Source organism: Chitinimonas viridis, assembly GCF_030409555.1.
GTDB classification, from domain to species: Bacteria; Pseudomonadota; Gammaproteobacteria; order Burkholderiales; family Chitinimonadaceae; genus Chitinimonas; species Chitinimonas viridis.
In genome coordinates this window covers 411,482-427,187 of record NZ_JAUFPU010000018.1, presented here as the reverse complement: position 1 = coordinate 427,187, position 15,706 = coordinate 411,482, and the positions used below count along the sequence as shown (strand labels likewise).

The window sequence follows — 15,706 nt, the reverse complement described above, 5'->3', positions numbered from 1 at the left end:
GTATTTGTGCTGGCCTGCGGTGGCTTGGCCTGGTGCCGCGCTGGCCGATATGGGCATTTTCTCTCCTGGCCAGGGCGCCGTGCGTTGCGCGCCACATTGCCCTGGCACCTTGTCATCTGCGCCTGCAGATAGAGTAGAACCGATGAAGCTGATTTTTGCCGGCACACCTGAATTTGCCGCTACCGCCATGCAGGCCCTGATCGATGCGGGCCACGAGATCGTGCTGGTATTGACCCAGCCTGACAGGCCGGCTGGAAGAGGTATGAAATTGCTGGCTTCGCCGGTCAAGCAACTGGCCGAGCGCCATGGCTTGCCGGTCTACCAACCCGAGAAGCTGCGTACTGCCGAGCAGCAGGCGCCGGTGGCGGCGATGGCGGCCGATGTCATGGTGGTCGCGGCCTACGGCATCATCCTGCCGCAGGTGGTGCTGGATATGCCCAGGCTGGGTTGCCTCAACATCCATGGTTCGCTGCTGCCACGCTGGCGCGGCGCAGCGCCCATACAGCGAGCCATCGAAGCGGGTGATCCGCTTACCGGCATCACCATCATGCAGATGGATGCCGGTCTTGACACCGGTGGCATGCTCAGTTGCCACCCGGTTGCGATCGCAGCCACCGATACCACCCGTAGCCTGCATGACAAACTGGCGCTTTGCGGTGCTGAGGCCATCGTCGCGGCCCTGGTCGACCTGCCCGCACTGCAGGCGGCGGTGGTACCGCAACCGGTAGAAGGCGTGACCTATGCCGAGAAGATACGCAAGGAGGAGGCCGCGCTGGATTGGCAGCTGCCGGCCGAACTGCTGGCCCGCCGCGTGCGGGCCTTCGATCCCTTCCCCGGCACCACCGCCCGCCACGGCGAGGAACTGATCAAATGCTGGGCGGCCCAGGCAGAAGCGGGTGGCGGTGTACCCGGCACGGTGCTGCAGATAGGCGCCGACGGTGTGCGGGTCGCCACAGGCCAGGGCGTGTTGTGCCTGACTGAATTGCAGCGTCCTGGCGGCAAGCGTCTGCCAGTGCGGGATTTCCTGGCGGCGGGCAAGCTGGCCGTCGGCGATGTGCTGGGCTGATGCCCGTGCTCGGCGCCGTTTGATCGTTACCGCATCACCTTACTCATAGAAGCTTTGCCATGTTCCTGACTCAACGCCTGGCCAGCGAGGCGGTTGCCGCCGTCCTGGCCGGCCGCAACCTGACCGATGTGCTGGCCCGCCAGCGCCAGCGCAGCCCCGAGCTGGAGCCGCGCCAGCGTGCGGCCATCCAGGATATCGCCTACACCACCCTGCGCCATTACGGCGAGGTGGATTTTGTACTGGGGCGCTTGCTCAAGCGGCCGGATACCGACCCTGCCGTCCGTGCCTTGCTGGCAACCGGCATCAGCCAACTGGCTTGGGGCCGTAGCGCCCCCCACGCGGTGGTGGATCATGCCGTCAAGGTGGCTACCCAGCTCAACGGGGGCTACGCCAAGGGCATGGTCAATGCTGTGCTGCGCAACTTCCTTCGGCAGAAGGACGCCTTGCTGGCCGCTGCCGGCCAGGATGACAAGGCCCGCTGGAACCATCCGGCATGGTGGGTGGCGGCCATGCGCACAGCCTATCCGCAGGATTGGCAGGCGGTGCTGACAGCCAACAACCTGCATCCGCCGATGAGCTTGCGGGTCAATCGCCGGCAGCAGCAGCGCGATACCTATCTGGCCAGCCTGAGGGCTGCGGGCATGGCTGCAGAGGGGGATGGCGAGGCAGGCATACGCCTGCAGGAGCCGGTGCCGGTCGACAAGCTGCCCGGTTTCTTCGAGGGCGTATGCTCGGTGCAGGATATCGGTGCGCAGTGGGCCGCTCCCCTGCTGGATGTGGCCGATGGCATGCGGGTGCTGGATGCCTGTTGTGCCCCCGGGGGCAAGACTGGCCATCTGCTGGAGCTGGCTGCGCTGGACCTGACGGGGCTGGATGTTGATGAGGCCAGGCTCAAGCGGGTGCAGTCCAACCTCGACCGGCTGGGCCTCAAGGCCAGGCTGGTGGTGGGCGATGCGGCCCAGCCTGCCGGGTGGTGGGACGGCCAGCAGTTTGACCGCATCCTGGCCGATGTGCCGTGTTCGGCCTCGGGGGTGGCAAGGCGCCATGCCGACATCAAATGGCTGCGTCGGCCCGACGATTTTGCGCAATTCGCCACGCAGCAGGCCGCCATGCTGGAAGCTTTATGGGGATGTCTCAAACCGGGTGGTAAACTGCTTTATGTAACCTGCTCGGTGTTTCCGCAGGAAAACGAACAACATGTCGCTGATTTCCTGACGCGCCACCCCGACGCACGGCGGCTGTCCCTGCTACCAGGCATGCCGGAAAGCGGGCAACTGCTGCCTAACGAACGCCACGATGGCTTTTTCTACACCCTGCTTGCCAAGGACTAACATACAGCGCCTGCTGCTGCAGCTTTGTGCCCTGTTGTGCTGCCTGCCGCTATGGGCCGGTGGCATAGCGCTGGAGTCCTATCATGGGGTGGAGCAGGAGGGGCGGCTCAGCATTGATGCCCGCTTCCTGGTCAGCCTCGATGCCATGCATGAAAATGCCTTGCTATCCGGGGTGCCGCTAACCTTTGCGGTCGAGTTCACGCTCACCAAGCCCCGCTGGTACTGGGCCTGGCGGCGGGTGGCCGATTGGTTTGACCCTACCGCGCGCATTGAATACCGCCTGTCCTACCATGGCCTCACCCGCAGCTACCGGGTGGGTGTGGGCACGCTCTACCGCAGCTACGATACCCTGGATGGCGCCTTGCGCAGCCTGGGCGTGGTGCGCGACTGGATGGTGGCTGAGCGCGGGTCGGTGACCAAGAAGCTCGACAGCCGCTTTGCCGGCCACCTGACAATGCGGCTGGATACCGACAAGCTGCCCAAGCCCCTGCAACTGGGTTTGCTGGGCGATGCCGAGTGGAAGCTGAACTCCGAGCAGACTACAGTCGAGTTCGAAGAGGCCCAATAGCCATGCCCATGCGTAATACCCTCATTCTGCTGGGTTCCTTGGCAGTGATCCTGCTGTTCATGCTGGCCACGTCCATCGGCAACTCCACCGTGTTCGGCCGCTACTATGAGCCGCTGCTGGCGCTGAACATCCTGATGGTGGTGGGTCTGGTGGCATTGGTGGGCACCCGCCTGATGCGGTTGCGCAAGCAGGTGAGGGCGCGCCAGTTCGGCTCCCGCCTGGCCTGGCGATTGACCCTGATGTTTGCCATGGTGGCGGTCCTGCCTGGCGCCCTGGTCTATATGCTGTCGGTGCAGTTCCTCACCAAGTCCATCGAGACCTGGTTCGACGTCAATGTGGATACCGCCCTGGATAGCGGCCTCAACCTGGGCAACCAGGTGCTCAATTACTCGCTGGACGACCTGATGAAGAAGGCCGAGGTGATGGCGGGGCAGTTGTCCGATGAGTACGACGCCGAGGCATTGGGGACGCTGACGCGCCTGCGCGAAACCACCAATGTGCAGGAAGCCAGCCTGTTTGATGGCCGCGGCAAGGTGATCGCCCATGTGGGTGATGAGTATGCCAACCCGGTGCCGCTGGTGCCTGACCGCAATATGCTCAAGCAGGTGCAGGCGCAGCTGCCTTACCGGGCGCTGGAGACTACGCCTGACTACGGCCTCAGCCTGCGGGTCATCGTACCGGTCAATCCCAACTATGCCAGCCAGAGCAGCTTTGGTACCGAAACCCGCGCCCTGCAGCTGATACAGCCTGTGCCCAAGCAACTGGCCAGTGATGCCGAGAAGGTAGAGGAGATGCGCAATGCCTACAAGCTGCTGGCACTCTCCCGCACTGCGCTGAAGCAGAGCTTCGGCCTGACCCTGACCCTGGCCCTGCTGCTGGCCTTGCTCAGTGCCGTGGTGCTGGGCATGTATCTGTCGGAGAAGCTGGCGGCGCCGCTGACGGTGCTGGCGGCGGGTACCCGCGCAGTCGCGCAGGGGGATTATTCTCAGGTGCAGCCCGTGGTCAGCCAGGACGAGCTGGGGACGCTTACCCACAGTTTCAACCGCATGACCCGGCAGTTGTCGGAGGCACGCGATCAGGTGGAGCAGAAGCAGCAGGAGACAGCCTCTGCCAAGGCTTACCTGGAAACCGTGCTGGGCAGCCTGACGGCTGGGGTGCTGACCTTCGATGAAAAGTGGCGACTGCGGGCCGCCAATGTCAGCGCGGGCCAGATACTGCATGCCGATATCGACCGGCTGGACGTACTCAAGCTGACGGACTGGCTGGAGGACTACCCCCACCTGGGCAGTTTTGCCGAGGGGGTGATACAGGCCTTCAATGCTTCGCAGCAGGATTGGCACCGTCAGCTGGAGGTCGGCTTTGATGGCAGTACCCGCATGTTGCTGGTGCATGGCGCTCGCCTCCATGGCGAGGTTGACCAGGGTGGGGCGGTGGTGGTGTTCGACGATGTCACCGATTTGCTGCGCGCCCAGCGCGATGCCGCCTGGGGCGAGGTGGCCAAGCGCCTGGCGCATGAGATACGTAATCCGCTGACCCCCATACAGCTTGCTGCCGAGCGATTGGAGCATAAACTGGCCGATAAGCTCGATGATGCCAGCCGTGATGTGCTGACCCGCTCCACCACCACCATCGTGGCGCAGGTGGGGGCGCTCAAGCGCATGGTGGATGAGTTCCGCGAATATGCCCGGCAGCCTTCGGCCGAACTGGCGCCAGTAAACCTGGCCAAGCTGCTGGATGAGGTGCTGGTGCTGTATGAAACGGCGCCAATAGAGCGTAGCCAGGTGGGTGAAGGGGGATTGTGGGTGGTGGCCGACATCACCCAGTTGCGCCAGGTTGTGCACAATCTTCTGAAGAATGCACAGGAGGCTGTGGCGGGCGATATGCTCGGCTGCATCAAACTGCGCACCGAAAGACGCGAGAAAACGGTACGATTGTCGGTAGAAGACAACGGTTCTGGCTTCAGTGATGCTATTCTACAACGCATATTTGAGCCATATGCGACAACCAAGCTCAAGGGAACCGGGCTGGGACTCGCTGTGGTGAAAAAAATCATCGATGAGCATCACGGTCAGATCGTGGCCTATAACGTGGAGCCGCATGGCGCCTGCGTCAGGATAGACTTACCGATTGCGGATCAAATGCAGGTGGGCCGGAATCAAGCCGGCCCGGCAGAGCAAGGGGAGAAAACGAGTGGGTAGTAACGATATTCTGATCGTCGATGACGAGATCGGTATCCGGGAGTTGCTGTCGGAGATCCTGCAGGACGAAGGCTACCGGGTCGTGGTAGCGGAGAATGCAGCCCAGGCTCGGCAACTGCGCAATCAGGGCCGACCGGCGCTGGTGCTGCTGGATATCTGGATGCCGGACACCGATGGGGTGACGCTGCTCAAGGAATGGGGCAGCAATGGTCAGTTGACCATGCCGGTGGTGATGATGTCTGGCCATGCCACCATCGATACCGCAGTCGAAGCCACCCGTATCGGGGCTTTTGACTTCCTGGAAAAACCCATAGGCCTGCAAAAACTGCTGGCGACGGTGAAGCGTGCGCTCAAGCACGGCGAAGTGCAGCCCAAGGTGGCTGAGAACTCGCTGGCGGCATTGGGCAAGAGCCCGCTGATCCTGATCCTGAAAAAGCAGCTGGACCAGGCACAGAACCTTTCCTACCCCTTGCTGCTGACGGGAGAGCCCGGCAGCGGCTTTGTCGCCTGTGCCCGTTATCTCAGTGTGGCCACCGCGCCCTTTGTGGCGCCGGATAGCCAGGATGCCCTGGTGGAGTCGGGGGCGGATCTGGTGACCAGGGCGGCCAATGGCACGCTGTTCCTGCGCGATATCGGCCATTACGAGCGCAAGGCACAGGGAGCGTTGGTGGCCTTGCTGCCCAAGCTGGATAAGCACAATGTCAGGCTGATCTGCGCAACCAGCCGCAGCCTGCCGGAGCTGATAGACCGGTTTGACCCGGCGCTGTTCACCTATCTGTCGCAGATCGTGGTGCCTTTGCCGGCGCTGCGCGAGCATAGGGATGATATCCCTGAGCTGGCCGAGCATATCCTGGCCAGCGTGGTGGAATCGAACAAGACAGGCCCGCGCCGGTTTGCCTCGTCGGCGCTTAATGCCCTGCGCCAGCATGACTGGCCGGGTAACCACGAGCAGCTGCACAACATCGTCAAGAGCCTGGCGCTGACCTCGGCCGAGGTGGACATCGATGCCACGCCGGTCAACCGGGTGCTGTCGCAGTTCTCGCCGCCGCGTGCACAGTCGGTGGCCATGAGCGGCCCGCAGTTCAATTTCGACCAGCCGCTGCGCGAAGCGCGCGACGAGTTCGAGCGTGCCTATTTCGACCACCATATCGGCCTGGAAGGCGGCAATATGAGCCGGGTGGCCGACAAGGTGGGGCTGGAGCGTACCCACCTGTACCGCAAGCTCAAGCAGTTGGGCGTGCAGGTGATCAAGCGTCCGCGTCCTTGATTTGATGTGGGTGGGTGCGTGCATCCACCCCGCTGCCGAGCAGGGCATGAATTCAAGTCATGGCTGGGCAGGCGCTAGGGGAACCCTGGCGCTAGTCGCCTGCGCAGCCTGAGCCGGCCGAATCTCCCTTGATTGAATCCATCCATCGGCGCTAAGACGGTATCCACATTGCGGTGGGTGAAGGGCGCCTCGCCGCCGCTGGCTATCATTTTGAATGGGCTTCAGGGCCTGTTGTAGACTCAAGTCATTGATGGGTGAAGGACTGGGCCGGCGCCAGGGTAGCCCAAATCACTGGGCACTCTCCGGGTCGGTTCTGCATCTTTCTCCGTTGGCGCCTGTCTTCGGTGGGCTTGGGTTTTTCAATGGCATAGCTTCATAACCGGCTGCGGTACGTCATCATGCTACTTCCCGTCCTGGCTGTTGCCCTGGGGGCCGCCTTGGGTGCGCTGGCGCGCTGGGGGCTGACCAACTGGCTCAGCACCCTGTCGAGCAATCTGTCCGTGGGTACATTGGCCTCCAACCTGGTGGGGGGCTATCTGGTCGGCATCGCCGTCAGCTATTTTGCCCAGCACCCCGGCCTTGCACCGGAATGGCGCCTGTTTGTCATCACCGGCTTTCTCGGTGGCCTGACCACCTTCTCTTCCTATTCGGCTGAAGTGGTCGACATGATGCTGCGCGGACAGTTCGGCTGGGCGCTATCCACTGCGGCCAGCCACCTGTTCGGCTCATTTTTCATGACCGCTTTCGGCATCTATACGGTGTTGTTTTTTTACCGCCGCTGAAATTTTGTCTTGTACATGACTTGTGGGATTCAATACCCCATACAAGGATTACCCAGATAGGGTAAGTCTATATCTGGCGCGCTTGGCCAGTGCCTCGTGCTTGTGTCATGTACAAGACGATACGGTTAAAAATCGCTTACATCCGTGTTGCGTAGACAAGTCATGGCCTACCGTTCGTCGGCTTGATGACGTTGGCATTTTGATTCCGCCCATTCCATCTACTACTACCCAGTAGGTCTACAAGAAAAAAGGCCGCCTGGGGATGCACTCCACCGGGATGCCGAGGGTGCTGTCACACCACCTGTTGCCAGGGGGTGGCAGATGCCCGGTGACCGGTGCGTACACACCCGGCCACATCTCTCCCCTGCTGATTGCAGTTTGCACCTGAACCGGTTGCCCTGATGTGTGCAGCACGGCCCAGTAGATTCCGCCTGCCCGCGTGCCGGGCGGGCACCAGGACGGTACATCCACCCTCCCAAGGGGTGGTTGCCAGCAACGTAGCGCCTTACCTATCGGCAAGGTGCACGGGGGACCTGTTGGCCGACTATCGACGGCAAACAGGTCAGTTTTTGGGGAATGGTCCCCATGGAAACTGAGTAGAGGAAACAAAAATAATGGAGCAAGCGTTTAACGCAGTAGCCCGTCCCGTTCTCCTGTCCATGCTGGTTGCCGGTGCCCTTAGCGCCATGGCTGCTGAGCGTGTTGAACTGGAGGGTTTCACATCCGAGCGTATGTCCGCTACTGCCAGTACTGGCAGTGACAAGACCATACATAGCATGCTGGGCCTCAGTGACAGCGAGTTGCGGGTGCAACGCAGCCAAAGCTACGCCAATGGCAATGTGGTCACCCGCTACCAGCAGTTCCACCAGGGCGTGCCCGTCTGGGGTGAGGCCGTGGTCGAACAGCGCAAGGCCGGCCAGGCCGCCCCGCAGTTGTCGGGCGCCATGCTCAAGAGCCTGGCCAACGATCTGCCCAGCGCCAAGCCGGTGTTCAGCGGTAACCAGGTGATCTCGCAAGCCAAGAATGCAGCACGCATCTATGGCCCCACTGAGAACGACCAGTCCACCCTGTTTGTGAAGATGGACAAGAACAATGTGGCACGCCTGGTCTACCTGGTGTCGTTCATGGTCCATGACGCCAAGAAGCCCAGCCGTCCCCACTTCCTGATCGACGCCAATACTGGCGCGGTGGTGGAGCGCTGGGAAGGCCTGAACCACCGTGACGCGACCGGCCCTGGCGGCAACACCAAGACCGGCCAGTATGAATATGGCACCGACTTTGGCCCCCTGGTGGTGACCGATGACTGCAAGATGAACAGCGGCAACGTCATCACGGTCAACCTCAACCATGGCACCAGTGGCAGCACCCCCTACCAGTTCACCTGCCCTCGCAATACGGTGAAGCAGATCAATGGCGCCTACTCGCCCTTGAACGATGCCCACTACTTCGGCAACGTCGTGTTCAATATGTACCAGGCCTGGTTCAACTTGCGCCCCATCAGCCAGACCCTGCAGATGCGGGTGCATTACAGCAACAACTACCAGAATGCCTTCTGGGATGGCACTGCCATGACCTTCGGTGATGGCGGCAGCACCTTCTACCCGTTGGTGTCGCTCGATGTTTCGGCTCACGAAGTCAGCCATGGCTTTACCGAGCAGAACTCCGGGCTGGTGTATTCGGGCCGCTCCGGCGGTATGAACGAAGCCTTCTCTGACATGGCTGGCGAGGCTGCCGAATACTTCATGAAGGGCACCAACGACTGGAAGGTCGGCGCAGAAATCTTCAAAGCCAGCGGCGCATTGCGCTATATGGACAATCCGCCGCAGGACGGCCGTTCCATTGGCCACGCCAATGACTTCACCAGCGGTATGGACGTCCACTACTCCAGCGGGGTCTACAACAAGGCCTTCTACCTGCTTGCCACCAAGGCCGGCTGGAATACCCGCAAGGCCTTCGAGGTGATGGTGGATGCCAACCGCCTGCACTGGACCGCGAACAGCACCTGGGATCAGGGCGCTTGCGGTGTGGAAAAGGCGGCAGAGTCGCGCGGCTACTCCAAGGCTGATGTGACTTCGGCCTTCGCGTCCGTTGGCGTGTCGTGCAGCGGCGGTACCCAGCCACCGACTGGCACCGTGCTGCAGAAGGGTGTGCCGGTAACAGGTCTGTCTGGTGCACGCAGCGCCAAGCTCAACTACACCATGGTGATACCGGCTGGCGCCAGGAACCTGTCCTTCGTCATGTCGGGCGGTACGGGTGATGCTGACATCTACATCAAGTTCGGCTCGGCTCCGACCACCACCTCGTATGACTTCCGTCCCTATCGGAGCGGTAACAACGAGACGGTGAACATCGCCACGCCGAAGACCGGTACCTACTACGTCATGATCAACGGCTACTCGGCCTTCAGCGGCGTCTCGCTGGTTGCCAACCATCAGTAAGCCGTTCTTGAACCCCGCACCGCAAGGTGCGGGGTTTTTCCATGAGTGACCGAACAGCCAGAGCCATCTGCCAGATGGACCAAGGAGTAACACCATGCAAAAGAAGATCATGCCGTTGCTGTTGGCGGGCCTGTGCCTGACGGCCTGGGCCGATAGCGCCCCCAGCGGCAAGAAGGTTTGGATTACGGTGGGCGATGCGGCCTATGTACAGCTGAAGAAGCTGGCGCCACAGGTGATGGCCGGCGAGAGCCGCGTCCAGCCGGCCAGTGCCGGCCTGGGCCGGGCCGTAGGGCTGGAGCGCGCCTATGCCGTAGAAGTGGATGAAGGCCTGCTGGGTGGCTTGAGCGAAGCCGTACACCATGAGCTGCGCCGTTGCGGCGGCTATATGGCCCATCCCAGCCGCGCCGCTGCCATCGCTGCACTGCAGCCGCCACCCGCTGTGGCCATGGCCAGCCGCCCCAGCTATGTGATCGACAACCAGACCACGGTCAACCCGCTGCTGCCGCAGCTGCAGGACAGCAATATCGCGGGCACCATCAATGACCTGGCCGCCTTCACCAATCGCTACTACACCACCAGCCACGGTGTGGCAGCTTCCAACTGGCTGCTGCAACGCTGGCAGCAACTGGCAGCCGGCCGCAGCGATGTGACCGTGGAGCAGTTCAGCCATGCCAGCTGGCCGCAGAAGTCGGTGATCCTGACCATCCGGGGTACCGACAACGGCAGCGAAGTCGTGGTGCTGGGCGGCCACCTGGATTCCACCGTGGGCAGCACCGGTGAAAACACCCGTGCACCCGGCGCCGACGATGATGCCTCCGGTATCGCCAGCCTCACCGAGGCCGCCCGGGTGATGATCAGTAGCGGCTACAAGCCACGCCGCACCATCAAGTTCATGGGCTATGCGGCAGAAGAGGTCGGCCTGCGCGGTTCGCAGGAGATCGCCAGGAAGTTCAAGACCGACAACGTCAATGTGGTGGGCGTCATGCAGCTGGACATGACCAACTACAAGGGCTCGGTCAACGACATCTATATCTATACCGACTACACCGACAGCCAGCAGAACACCTTTATTGGCAACCTGGTCACCACCTACCTGCCCACGCTGAAGCTGGGCTACGACAAGTGTGGCTATGGCTGTTCGGACCATGCCTCCTGGACTGGCCAGGGTTTTGCCGCCTCCTTGCCGTTCGAGGCGACCTTCAGCCAGTCCAATCCGCGCATTCACACGGCCAACGATACCTATGCCAATATGGGCAACCAGGCGCAGCATGCGCTCAAGTTCGCCAGGCTGGCTGCCGCCTTTGCGGTGGAACTGGGTAGCGATGGTCCGTCCGACCCGGTTCCTGGCGATACTGTGGAGAACTTCTCCGGCACACTGGCCAGGGGCCAGAAGGCCAACTACGGTCCGTTCAAGGTGGCCGGTGGCACGACCTTCAAGGCCGACCTTACCGGCACTGGTGACGCCGACCTGTATGTGCGCAAGGGTGCTGCGCCCACCACCAGCAGCTACGACTGCCGGCCTTACAAGTCCGGTTCGGCCGAGAGCTGCAGTGTGGCGGTCACGGCCAATGGCGACGTTTATGTCATGGTGAACGGCTATGCGGCATCGACCTTCAATCTGAAGGTGACGTATCGGGCCCAGCAGTAAGAGGGCTTCGCCAACCTGGCGCAGATGCTGGGAAGCAAGTAGGACGGGGCAGTTAGTGCCCCGTTTTACTTTGTCTAGATGGCGTGACCGGTGGTTGCATCGCCGCGCTGCAGGCGGCCCAGTTGCTGCTGTCGCGGCGCAAAGGCTGCCAGCAAGGCTGCCAGTAAGGCTTCGGCTTTATTGCTGTTGTCGGCGCCGAAGTTGCAAACATATACGTCCAGCGTCACACCGCTACGCTCCGGCCAGGTATGCAGGGCCAGATGCGACTCGGCCAGCAGCACCACGCCGGTGATGCCGCCTGGGCCAGCCTCGCTGGCGGGGAATTGATGCCAGCAGGCGGATACTGCCTTGAGGCCGGCCAGCTCGACCTGGCTCAGGCATAGCTGCTGCAGCGCGACTTCGTCGGTCAGCAGGGAGGGCTGCTGGCAGTCATACAGGTCGGCAGTGAGATGCAGGCCGTTCATGCGAATTCATCCTTGTGCTCCAGCAACCAGCGCGCTGCGCGCACGCCCCAGTAATGGGCTTCCTCGGCCAGCGAAAAGCCGCTGAGATCACTGTGTGCCAGCATGATACGGCCTTGTGGCTGCCGCAGGCGCGGCAGGACATCACTGCTGAACAGGCTGGGGGTGGGGCGCAGCATGGCGTGGCCCCAGCGCCAGACATCGAGTTGCTCGGTCAGGCCCGGCAGGTCGGGGTGCACACGCCCCAGTTCGGCCAGAATGCTGCGCGCCCAGTATGCGTGGGGGGCGGTCTGCAGCAGCTTGCGGCCGGCGGCAGGCGTGGCCTCGGTGAGTGGGCGATAGTAGCTCAGGACACAGCCCTGATCATGCAGCTGCAGGGATTGATGGTTGGCCACCACATAGCCCAGCCCGGCAGCGCCATACAGGACATTGTCCCAGCATAGCGGCTGTTGCCCCCGCTCGGCGGGTGGGGCACGCAAGCTCAGGTTGGCGACCAGCCAGGGCGCATAGCTCAGTTGCGCCATGGCGGTTTGCCAGGGCGGCGGCAAGCTGGGCATGACATGGGCTAGAAAGCCGGTCGGTGCGGCCCACACCAGCTTGTCGGCCAGGTAGCGCACACTGCGATTTTCCTGCGCCAGATAGACCAGCACGCTGCAGCCCTGCGCCGTCTGTTCGATCTGCCAGGCCATGGCATTGGGCTGTAGCGCATCACCCAAGCCCTGGGCCATGCGTCGTGTCAGCCAGCTATTGCCCTCAGGCCAGGTCAGTACGTCGTCGCTGTCGGCATTGCTGGCCTGGCCGTGCCGGCCGGCGTGGTAGTGCAGGCCGGCCCAGGCCGAGGTCTGGCGATAATCGGTACCGTAATCGTCGCGGCAACCGTAGTTTACCCACCAGTGCAGGCTGGGCGCATCGTAGCCTTGCTGCTGCAGCCAGTCGGCCATGCTGATGCCGGCCAGCGCAGCGGTAGGCGAGCCGCCGCGTGCGCTGGGTGTGGCAAATGCAGGACGACCGCGGCCGTCCAGGGTGGCTTTCAGGCTGGCTATTTGCTCGATGAAACGCTGTTGTTGATGGCGCTCGACCTGGGCAATACCGAACTGCGGCAGCAGGCCCTCCTGCCAGGCGCCGTGGATATGCAGGCGCTCTTGCGGGGCGAAACATAGATAGCGCTCCTCATACTCCGGCCGCAAGGCGTGCGGGTCGCCCTTGAGCGCACCGAATTCGGCCAGCATCAAGCGCAGCTCGGGTGCCTCTGGCCCCGGCAATGGCAGGTAGTGGGCGCCCCAGGGGTAGGCCGATATGGGGTTGCTGCCACTCCGGGCATTACCGCCAGCTTCGTTTTCCAGTTCCAGCACGGCGAAACTGGCATGGCCCTGGCGCTTGAGCCACCAGCCGCAGCTGAGGCCGGCCATGCCGCCACCTATTATCAGGGCTTCCACCTTGCGGGTTTCGCTGGCAGCAGGAAAGCCAGTGCCGTCACGCAGCCTGTGCCCCAGCGCCTGCGATGGTCCCAGCAACTGTCCAGGCGGCAGGCCGGATGGGGGCGTGCGGCTGCAGCCAGCCAGCCCCAGGCTGCCAGCTGCTAGCGAGCCGGCCCGCAGGAAATCCCGCCGCTTCATCGCTGCACCTGCTTCCACTCCTGCTCGAAGGTACGCACCAGCAGCTGGTTGTTGAGGCGGTTGACCTCGGCCGGGGTGCGGGCCATGTCGGGAGGAAAGTTGAACAGGCCAGGTACGGTATCGGCGTTGATAAAGCGCAGGCCGGTGGGTAGCCGTTGGGGTGGGGTGTAGGGCTCGCGACCCGCCAGGATGAAACCCCACTCGCCGAAGCTGGGAACCAGGGCGTGGTAGGGGCGGGTCTGCAGGCCCACGCTCTCTATCGTCTGCACCACGGTCCAGTAGCTTTGCCGCGCATACAGGGGCGATGTGGATTGCACCACCATGCGGCCGCGTGCACCCAAGGCCCGCTCCGCCATGCGATAGAAGGTGTTGGTATAGAGTTTGCCGACGGCGAAATTGGTCGGATCGGGGAAATCCACCACGATAAAGTCGTAGGCATTGGCCTGGCTTTCCAGCCAGCGGAAGGCATCGGTGTTGATGATACGTACCCGTGGCGAGTTGAGCGCATCCCCATTCAACTCCCGCAGCGCGGGATGTTGCTTGAACAGGGCGGGCATGGCGGGGTCCAGCTCCACCAGGGTGACGGATTCCACCTGCGGATAGCGCAGGATCTCGCGTATGGCCAGGCCATCGCCACCGCCCAGTACCAGTACACGTTTGGCCCAGGGCAGGCTGGCCAGGCCAGGATGGATCAGCGCCTCGTGGTAGCGATATTCATCGCGGGCGCTGAACTGCAGATTGTTGTTGAGAAACAGGCGCACGTCGTCGCGCCAGCGGGTCAGTACGATACGCTGGTAGGGGGTGCTTTCGGCCAGCACGATACGGTCTTCATACAAGGCCGTTTCGGCAATGCTGCTGAGCCTGTCGGCGGCGGCAAAGCCGGCCACGATCAGCACCAGGGCAGATCCACCCTGCAGCCAGAGCACCCGGCGGCTGACCAGTTCATGACGGAACAGCCAGGTGGTCCATAGGGCCACCAGCACATTGAGCAGGCCAAACAGCAGGGCCGTGCGTACCATGCCCAGCTTGGGGGCCAGCCAAAGCGGAAACAGCAGGGAGACGGCCAGTGCGCCCAGATAGTCGATGCTCAGCACCCGCGAGACCAGATCCTTGAACTGCAGGCGATGCTCCAGCAGGCGCATCACCAAGGGAATCTCCAGCCCCACCAGCATCCCGATGACAAAGACCAGCAGGTAGAGTAGCAGCAGGAAAGGGCCGCTCAGCCAGGTGAAGGCAAAGAAAAGGGCGGCCGCCGAAAAGCCGCCCAGCAAGCCCACAGCCAGTTCGATGCGGATAAAACTGCCGATCAGATCGCGCTGGAAATAGCGCGACAGCCAGGAGCCCACACCCATGGCCGATAGGTAGACACCGATGACGGTGGAGAACTGGGTGACGGAATCGCCGACCAGGTAGCTGGACAGCGCAGCCGCGACCAGCTCGTAGGCCAGCCCGCAGGCGGCGACGACAAAAACGGAGAACAGCAGGGCGTAGGGCATGGCTTAGGGGTATAGGCGAAGGGAGGCTGCGGTGTGGCATACGACAGCCGGGCGTGCGCTATCGTCGGAAGGTGACGGCGTTCAACTCCTTGCAATGACGGGTCAGGGCGGGGCTATGCCTGGGGTTGCGGCATGGCACCTGCATGCCTGTCGCTCGGTGGCGGGGCTGGCCGCTGCCTCGGGCGGCCTGGCACGCAACAGGCTGTCCCTGGGCACGGCTGCCGACACCGTACCGCTGGTGTGTGTTGCCAGGGCTTAATGGATGGCGGAGGCAACAATGATGGCAATGCCCAGGCACATGGCGGCTACCACGGTAGCCAGGGCTTGGTTGCGCTCCTCCACCAGATTCTTCCATAGGTCGTAGGGTGTGATCTTGTCGATGATGATAAAGGCCACCCAGAACACGGCCACGCCGAGCAGGGAATAGACCAGGGAGGCCAGTACGTAATCGAGCTTGAGTATATCCATGGGTGTGACTCCACTTATTTATGATAAAGCCGGCCGCCGGCTGAGACCGACCCGCTGCGTTCACGCGTCTCGGTGTCGTCGCCGAACAGCGGCTGTCCTTTGTACTGCCCGTAGCCGAATAATGCGGTGGCCAGGCTGGCGGCCACCAGATACATGCGAAACATGATGCTTTCCTGTGCTAGCGGGTCAGAAGTAACGGTTGTATCTGTCCCGGCGTCTCAACCATCCCCAGTACGCCCATGGTATCGCCAGCAGAGCGAGGAGCATGAGCCAGGCACTGCTCCAGATTGTTACACCTTTCAACAGTCGAATAGCCGGGCTGGCGTTCCAGTAGTGATCGGAGCGATGGACCATGTCTGGAGCGTGC

The 15,706-nt window shown here is 62.5% G+C and carries 13 protein-coding genes; 8 read left to right on the top strand and 5 right to left on the bottom strand.

The genetic code is table 11. From position 1 onward, the window contains the following. Positions 1–142 precede the first annotated feature (142 nt). From fmt to QWZ03_RS15150, 8 genes are all read left to right on the top strand, one after another. Positions 143–1,066 (top strand): methionyl-tRNA formyltransferase, encoded by a 924-nt coding sequence (fmt, locus tag QWZ03_RS15190; protein ID WP_290333493.1) that lies wholly within the window; start codon positions 143–145, stop codon positions 1,064–1,066. A 59-nt stretch (positions 1,067–1,125) separates the two neighbouring features. Beyond that, positions 1,126–2,397, top strand: coding sequence for a 16S rRNA (cytosine(967)-C(5))-methyltransferase RsmB (rsmB, locus tag QWZ03_RS15185; protein WP_290333492.1), 1,272 nt, complete (start codon positions 1,126–1,128; stop codon positions 2,395–2,397). After that, positions 2,384–2,965 (top strand): DUF4390 domain-containing protein, encoded by a 582-nt coding sequence (locus QWZ03_RS15180; protein ID WP_290333491.1) that lies wholly within the window; start codon positions 2,384–2,386, stop codon positions 2,963–2,965. The genes rsmB and QWZ03_RS15180 overlap by 14 nt, the downstream gene beginning before the upstream one ends. An 8-nt stretch (positions 2,966–2,973) precedes the next feature. Then, positions 2,974–5,163, top strand: coding sequence for a sensor histidine kinase (locus QWZ03_RS15175; RefSeq protein WP_290333490.1), 2,190 nt, complete (start codon positions 2,974–2,976; stop codon positions 5,161–5,163). Further along, positions 5,156–6,430, top strand: a complete 1,275-nt coding sequence (locus QWZ03_RS20920; protein WP_308446979.1) for a sigma-54-dependent transcriptional regulator — start codon at positions 5,156–5,158, stop codon at positions 6,428–6,430. The genes QWZ03_RS15175 and QWZ03_RS20920 overlap by 8 nt, the downstream gene beginning before the upstream one ends. Before the next feature lie 398 nt (positions 6,431–6,828). Then, complete coding sequence (crcB, locus tag QWZ03_RS15160) at positions 6,829–7,212, top strand: fluoride efflux transporter CrcB (RefSeq protein ID WP_290333489.1); 384 nt, start codon at positions 6,829–6,831, stop codon at positions 7,210–7,212. Between the two features lie 614 nt (positions 7,213–7,826). After that, positions 7,827–9,650: a M4 family metallopeptidase gene (locus tag QWZ03_RS15155; RefSeq protein ID WP_290333487.1), complete on the top strand. Its 1,824-nt coding sequence runs from the start codon at positions 7,827–7,829 to the stop codon at positions 9,648–9,650. A gap of 94 nt (positions 9,651–9,744) precedes the next feature. Then, the gene (locus tag QWZ03_RS15150; protein WP_290333486.1) at positions 9,745–11,298 is read left to right on the top strand and encodes a M28 family metallopeptidase; all 1,554 of its coding nucleotides are present in this window, start codon (positions 9,745–9,747) and stop codon (positions 11,296–11,298) included. Between the two features lie 74 nt (positions 11,299–11,372). On the opposite strand, the gene speD is transcribed toward QWZ03_RS15150, so the two are convergent. The 5 genes from speD to QWZ03_RS15125 all read right to left on the bottom strand — a co-directional run bounded on the left by speD (position 11,373) and on the right by QWZ03_RS15125 (position 15,503). Next, a complete protein-coding gene (speD, locus tag QWZ03_RS15145; RefSeq protein ID WP_290333485.1) occupies positions 11,373–11,762 on the bottom strand; it encodes an adenosylmethionine decarboxylase in 390 nt (129 codons plus the stop codon). Next, entirely contained in the window at positions 11,759–13,375 is a 1,617-nt protein-coding gene (locus tag QWZ03_RS15140; protein ID WP_290333484.1) for an NAD(P)-binding protein, read from the bottom strand. The genes speD and QWZ03_RS15140 overlap by 4 nt, the downstream gene beginning before the upstream one ends. After that, the gene (locus QWZ03_RS15135; protein ID WP_290333483.1) at positions 13,372–14,871 is read right to left on the bottom strand and encodes a polyamine aminopropyltransferase; all 1,500 of its coding nucleotides are present in this window, start codon (positions 14,869–14,871) and stop codon (positions 13,372–13,374) included. Before QWZ03_RS15135 ends, QWZ03_RS15140 begins: the two co-directional genes overlap by 4 nt. Positions 14,872–15,126: 255 nt before the next feature. Beyond that, positions 15,127–15,339 carry a DUF350 domain-containing protein gene (locus tag QWZ03_RS15130; RefSeq protein WP_290333482.1) on the bottom strand — a complete coding sequence of 71 codons (213 nt, stop codon included), beginning with the start codon at positions 15,337–15,339 and terminating at the stop codon, positions 15,127–15,129. A 14-nt stretch (positions 15,340–15,353) separates the two neighbouring features. Further along, positions 15,354–15,503, bottom strand: coding sequence for a hypothetical protein (locus QWZ03_RS15125; protein ID WP_290333481.1), 150 nt, complete (start codon positions 15,501–15,503; stop codon positions 15,354–15,356). Positions 15,504–15,706: the final 203 nt, after the last annotated feature.

Excerpts from the sequence above, each read along its gene's own strand:
- rsmB (WP_290333492.1), top strand. The coding sequence starts at position 1,126 with ATGTTCCTGACTCAACGCCTGGCCAGCGAGGCGGTTGCCGCCGTCCTG.
- speD (WP_290333485.1), bottom strand. The coding sequence starts at position 11,762 with ATGAACGGCCTGCATCTCACTGCCGACCTGTATGACTGCCAGCAGCCC.
- crcB (WP_290333489.1), top strand. The coding sequence starts at position 6,829 with ATGCTACTTCCCGTCCTGGCTGTTGCCCTGGGGGCCGCCTTGGGTGCG.
- QWZ03_RS15130 (WP_290333482.1), bottom strand. The coding sequence starts at position 15,339 with ATGGATATACTCAAGCTCGATTACGTACTGGCCTCCCTGGTCTATTCC.
- QWZ03_RS15150 (WP_290333486.1), top strand. The coding sequence starts at position 9,745 with ATGCAAAAGAAGATCATGCCGTTGCTGTTGGCGGGCCTGTGCCTGACG.
- QWZ03_RS15155 (WP_290333487.1), top strand. The coding sequence starts at position 7,827 with ATGGAGCAAGCGTTTAACGCAGTAGCCCGTCCCGTTCTCCTGTCCATG.
- QWZ03_RS15135 (WP_290333483.1), bottom strand. The coding sequence starts at position 14,871 with ATGCCCTACGCCCTGCTGTTCTCCGTTTTTGTCGTCGCCGCCTGCGGG.
- QWZ03_RS15125 (WP_290333481.1), bottom strand. The coding sequence starts at position 15,503 with ATGTTTCGCATGTATCTGGTGGCCGCCAGCCTGGCCACCGCATTATTC.
- QWZ03_RS15140 (WP_290333484.1), bottom strand. The coding sequence starts at position 13,375 with ATGAAGCGGCGGGATTTCCTGCGGGCCGGCTCGCTAGCAGCTGGCAGC.
- QWZ03_RS15175 (WP_290333490.1), top strand. The coding sequence starts at position 2,974 with ATGCGTAATACCCTCATTCTGCTGGGTTCCTTGGCAGTGATCCTGCTG.
- fmt (WP_290333493.1), top strand. The coding sequence starts at position 143 with ATGAAGCTGATTTTTGCCGGCACACCTGAATTTGCCGCTACCGCCATG.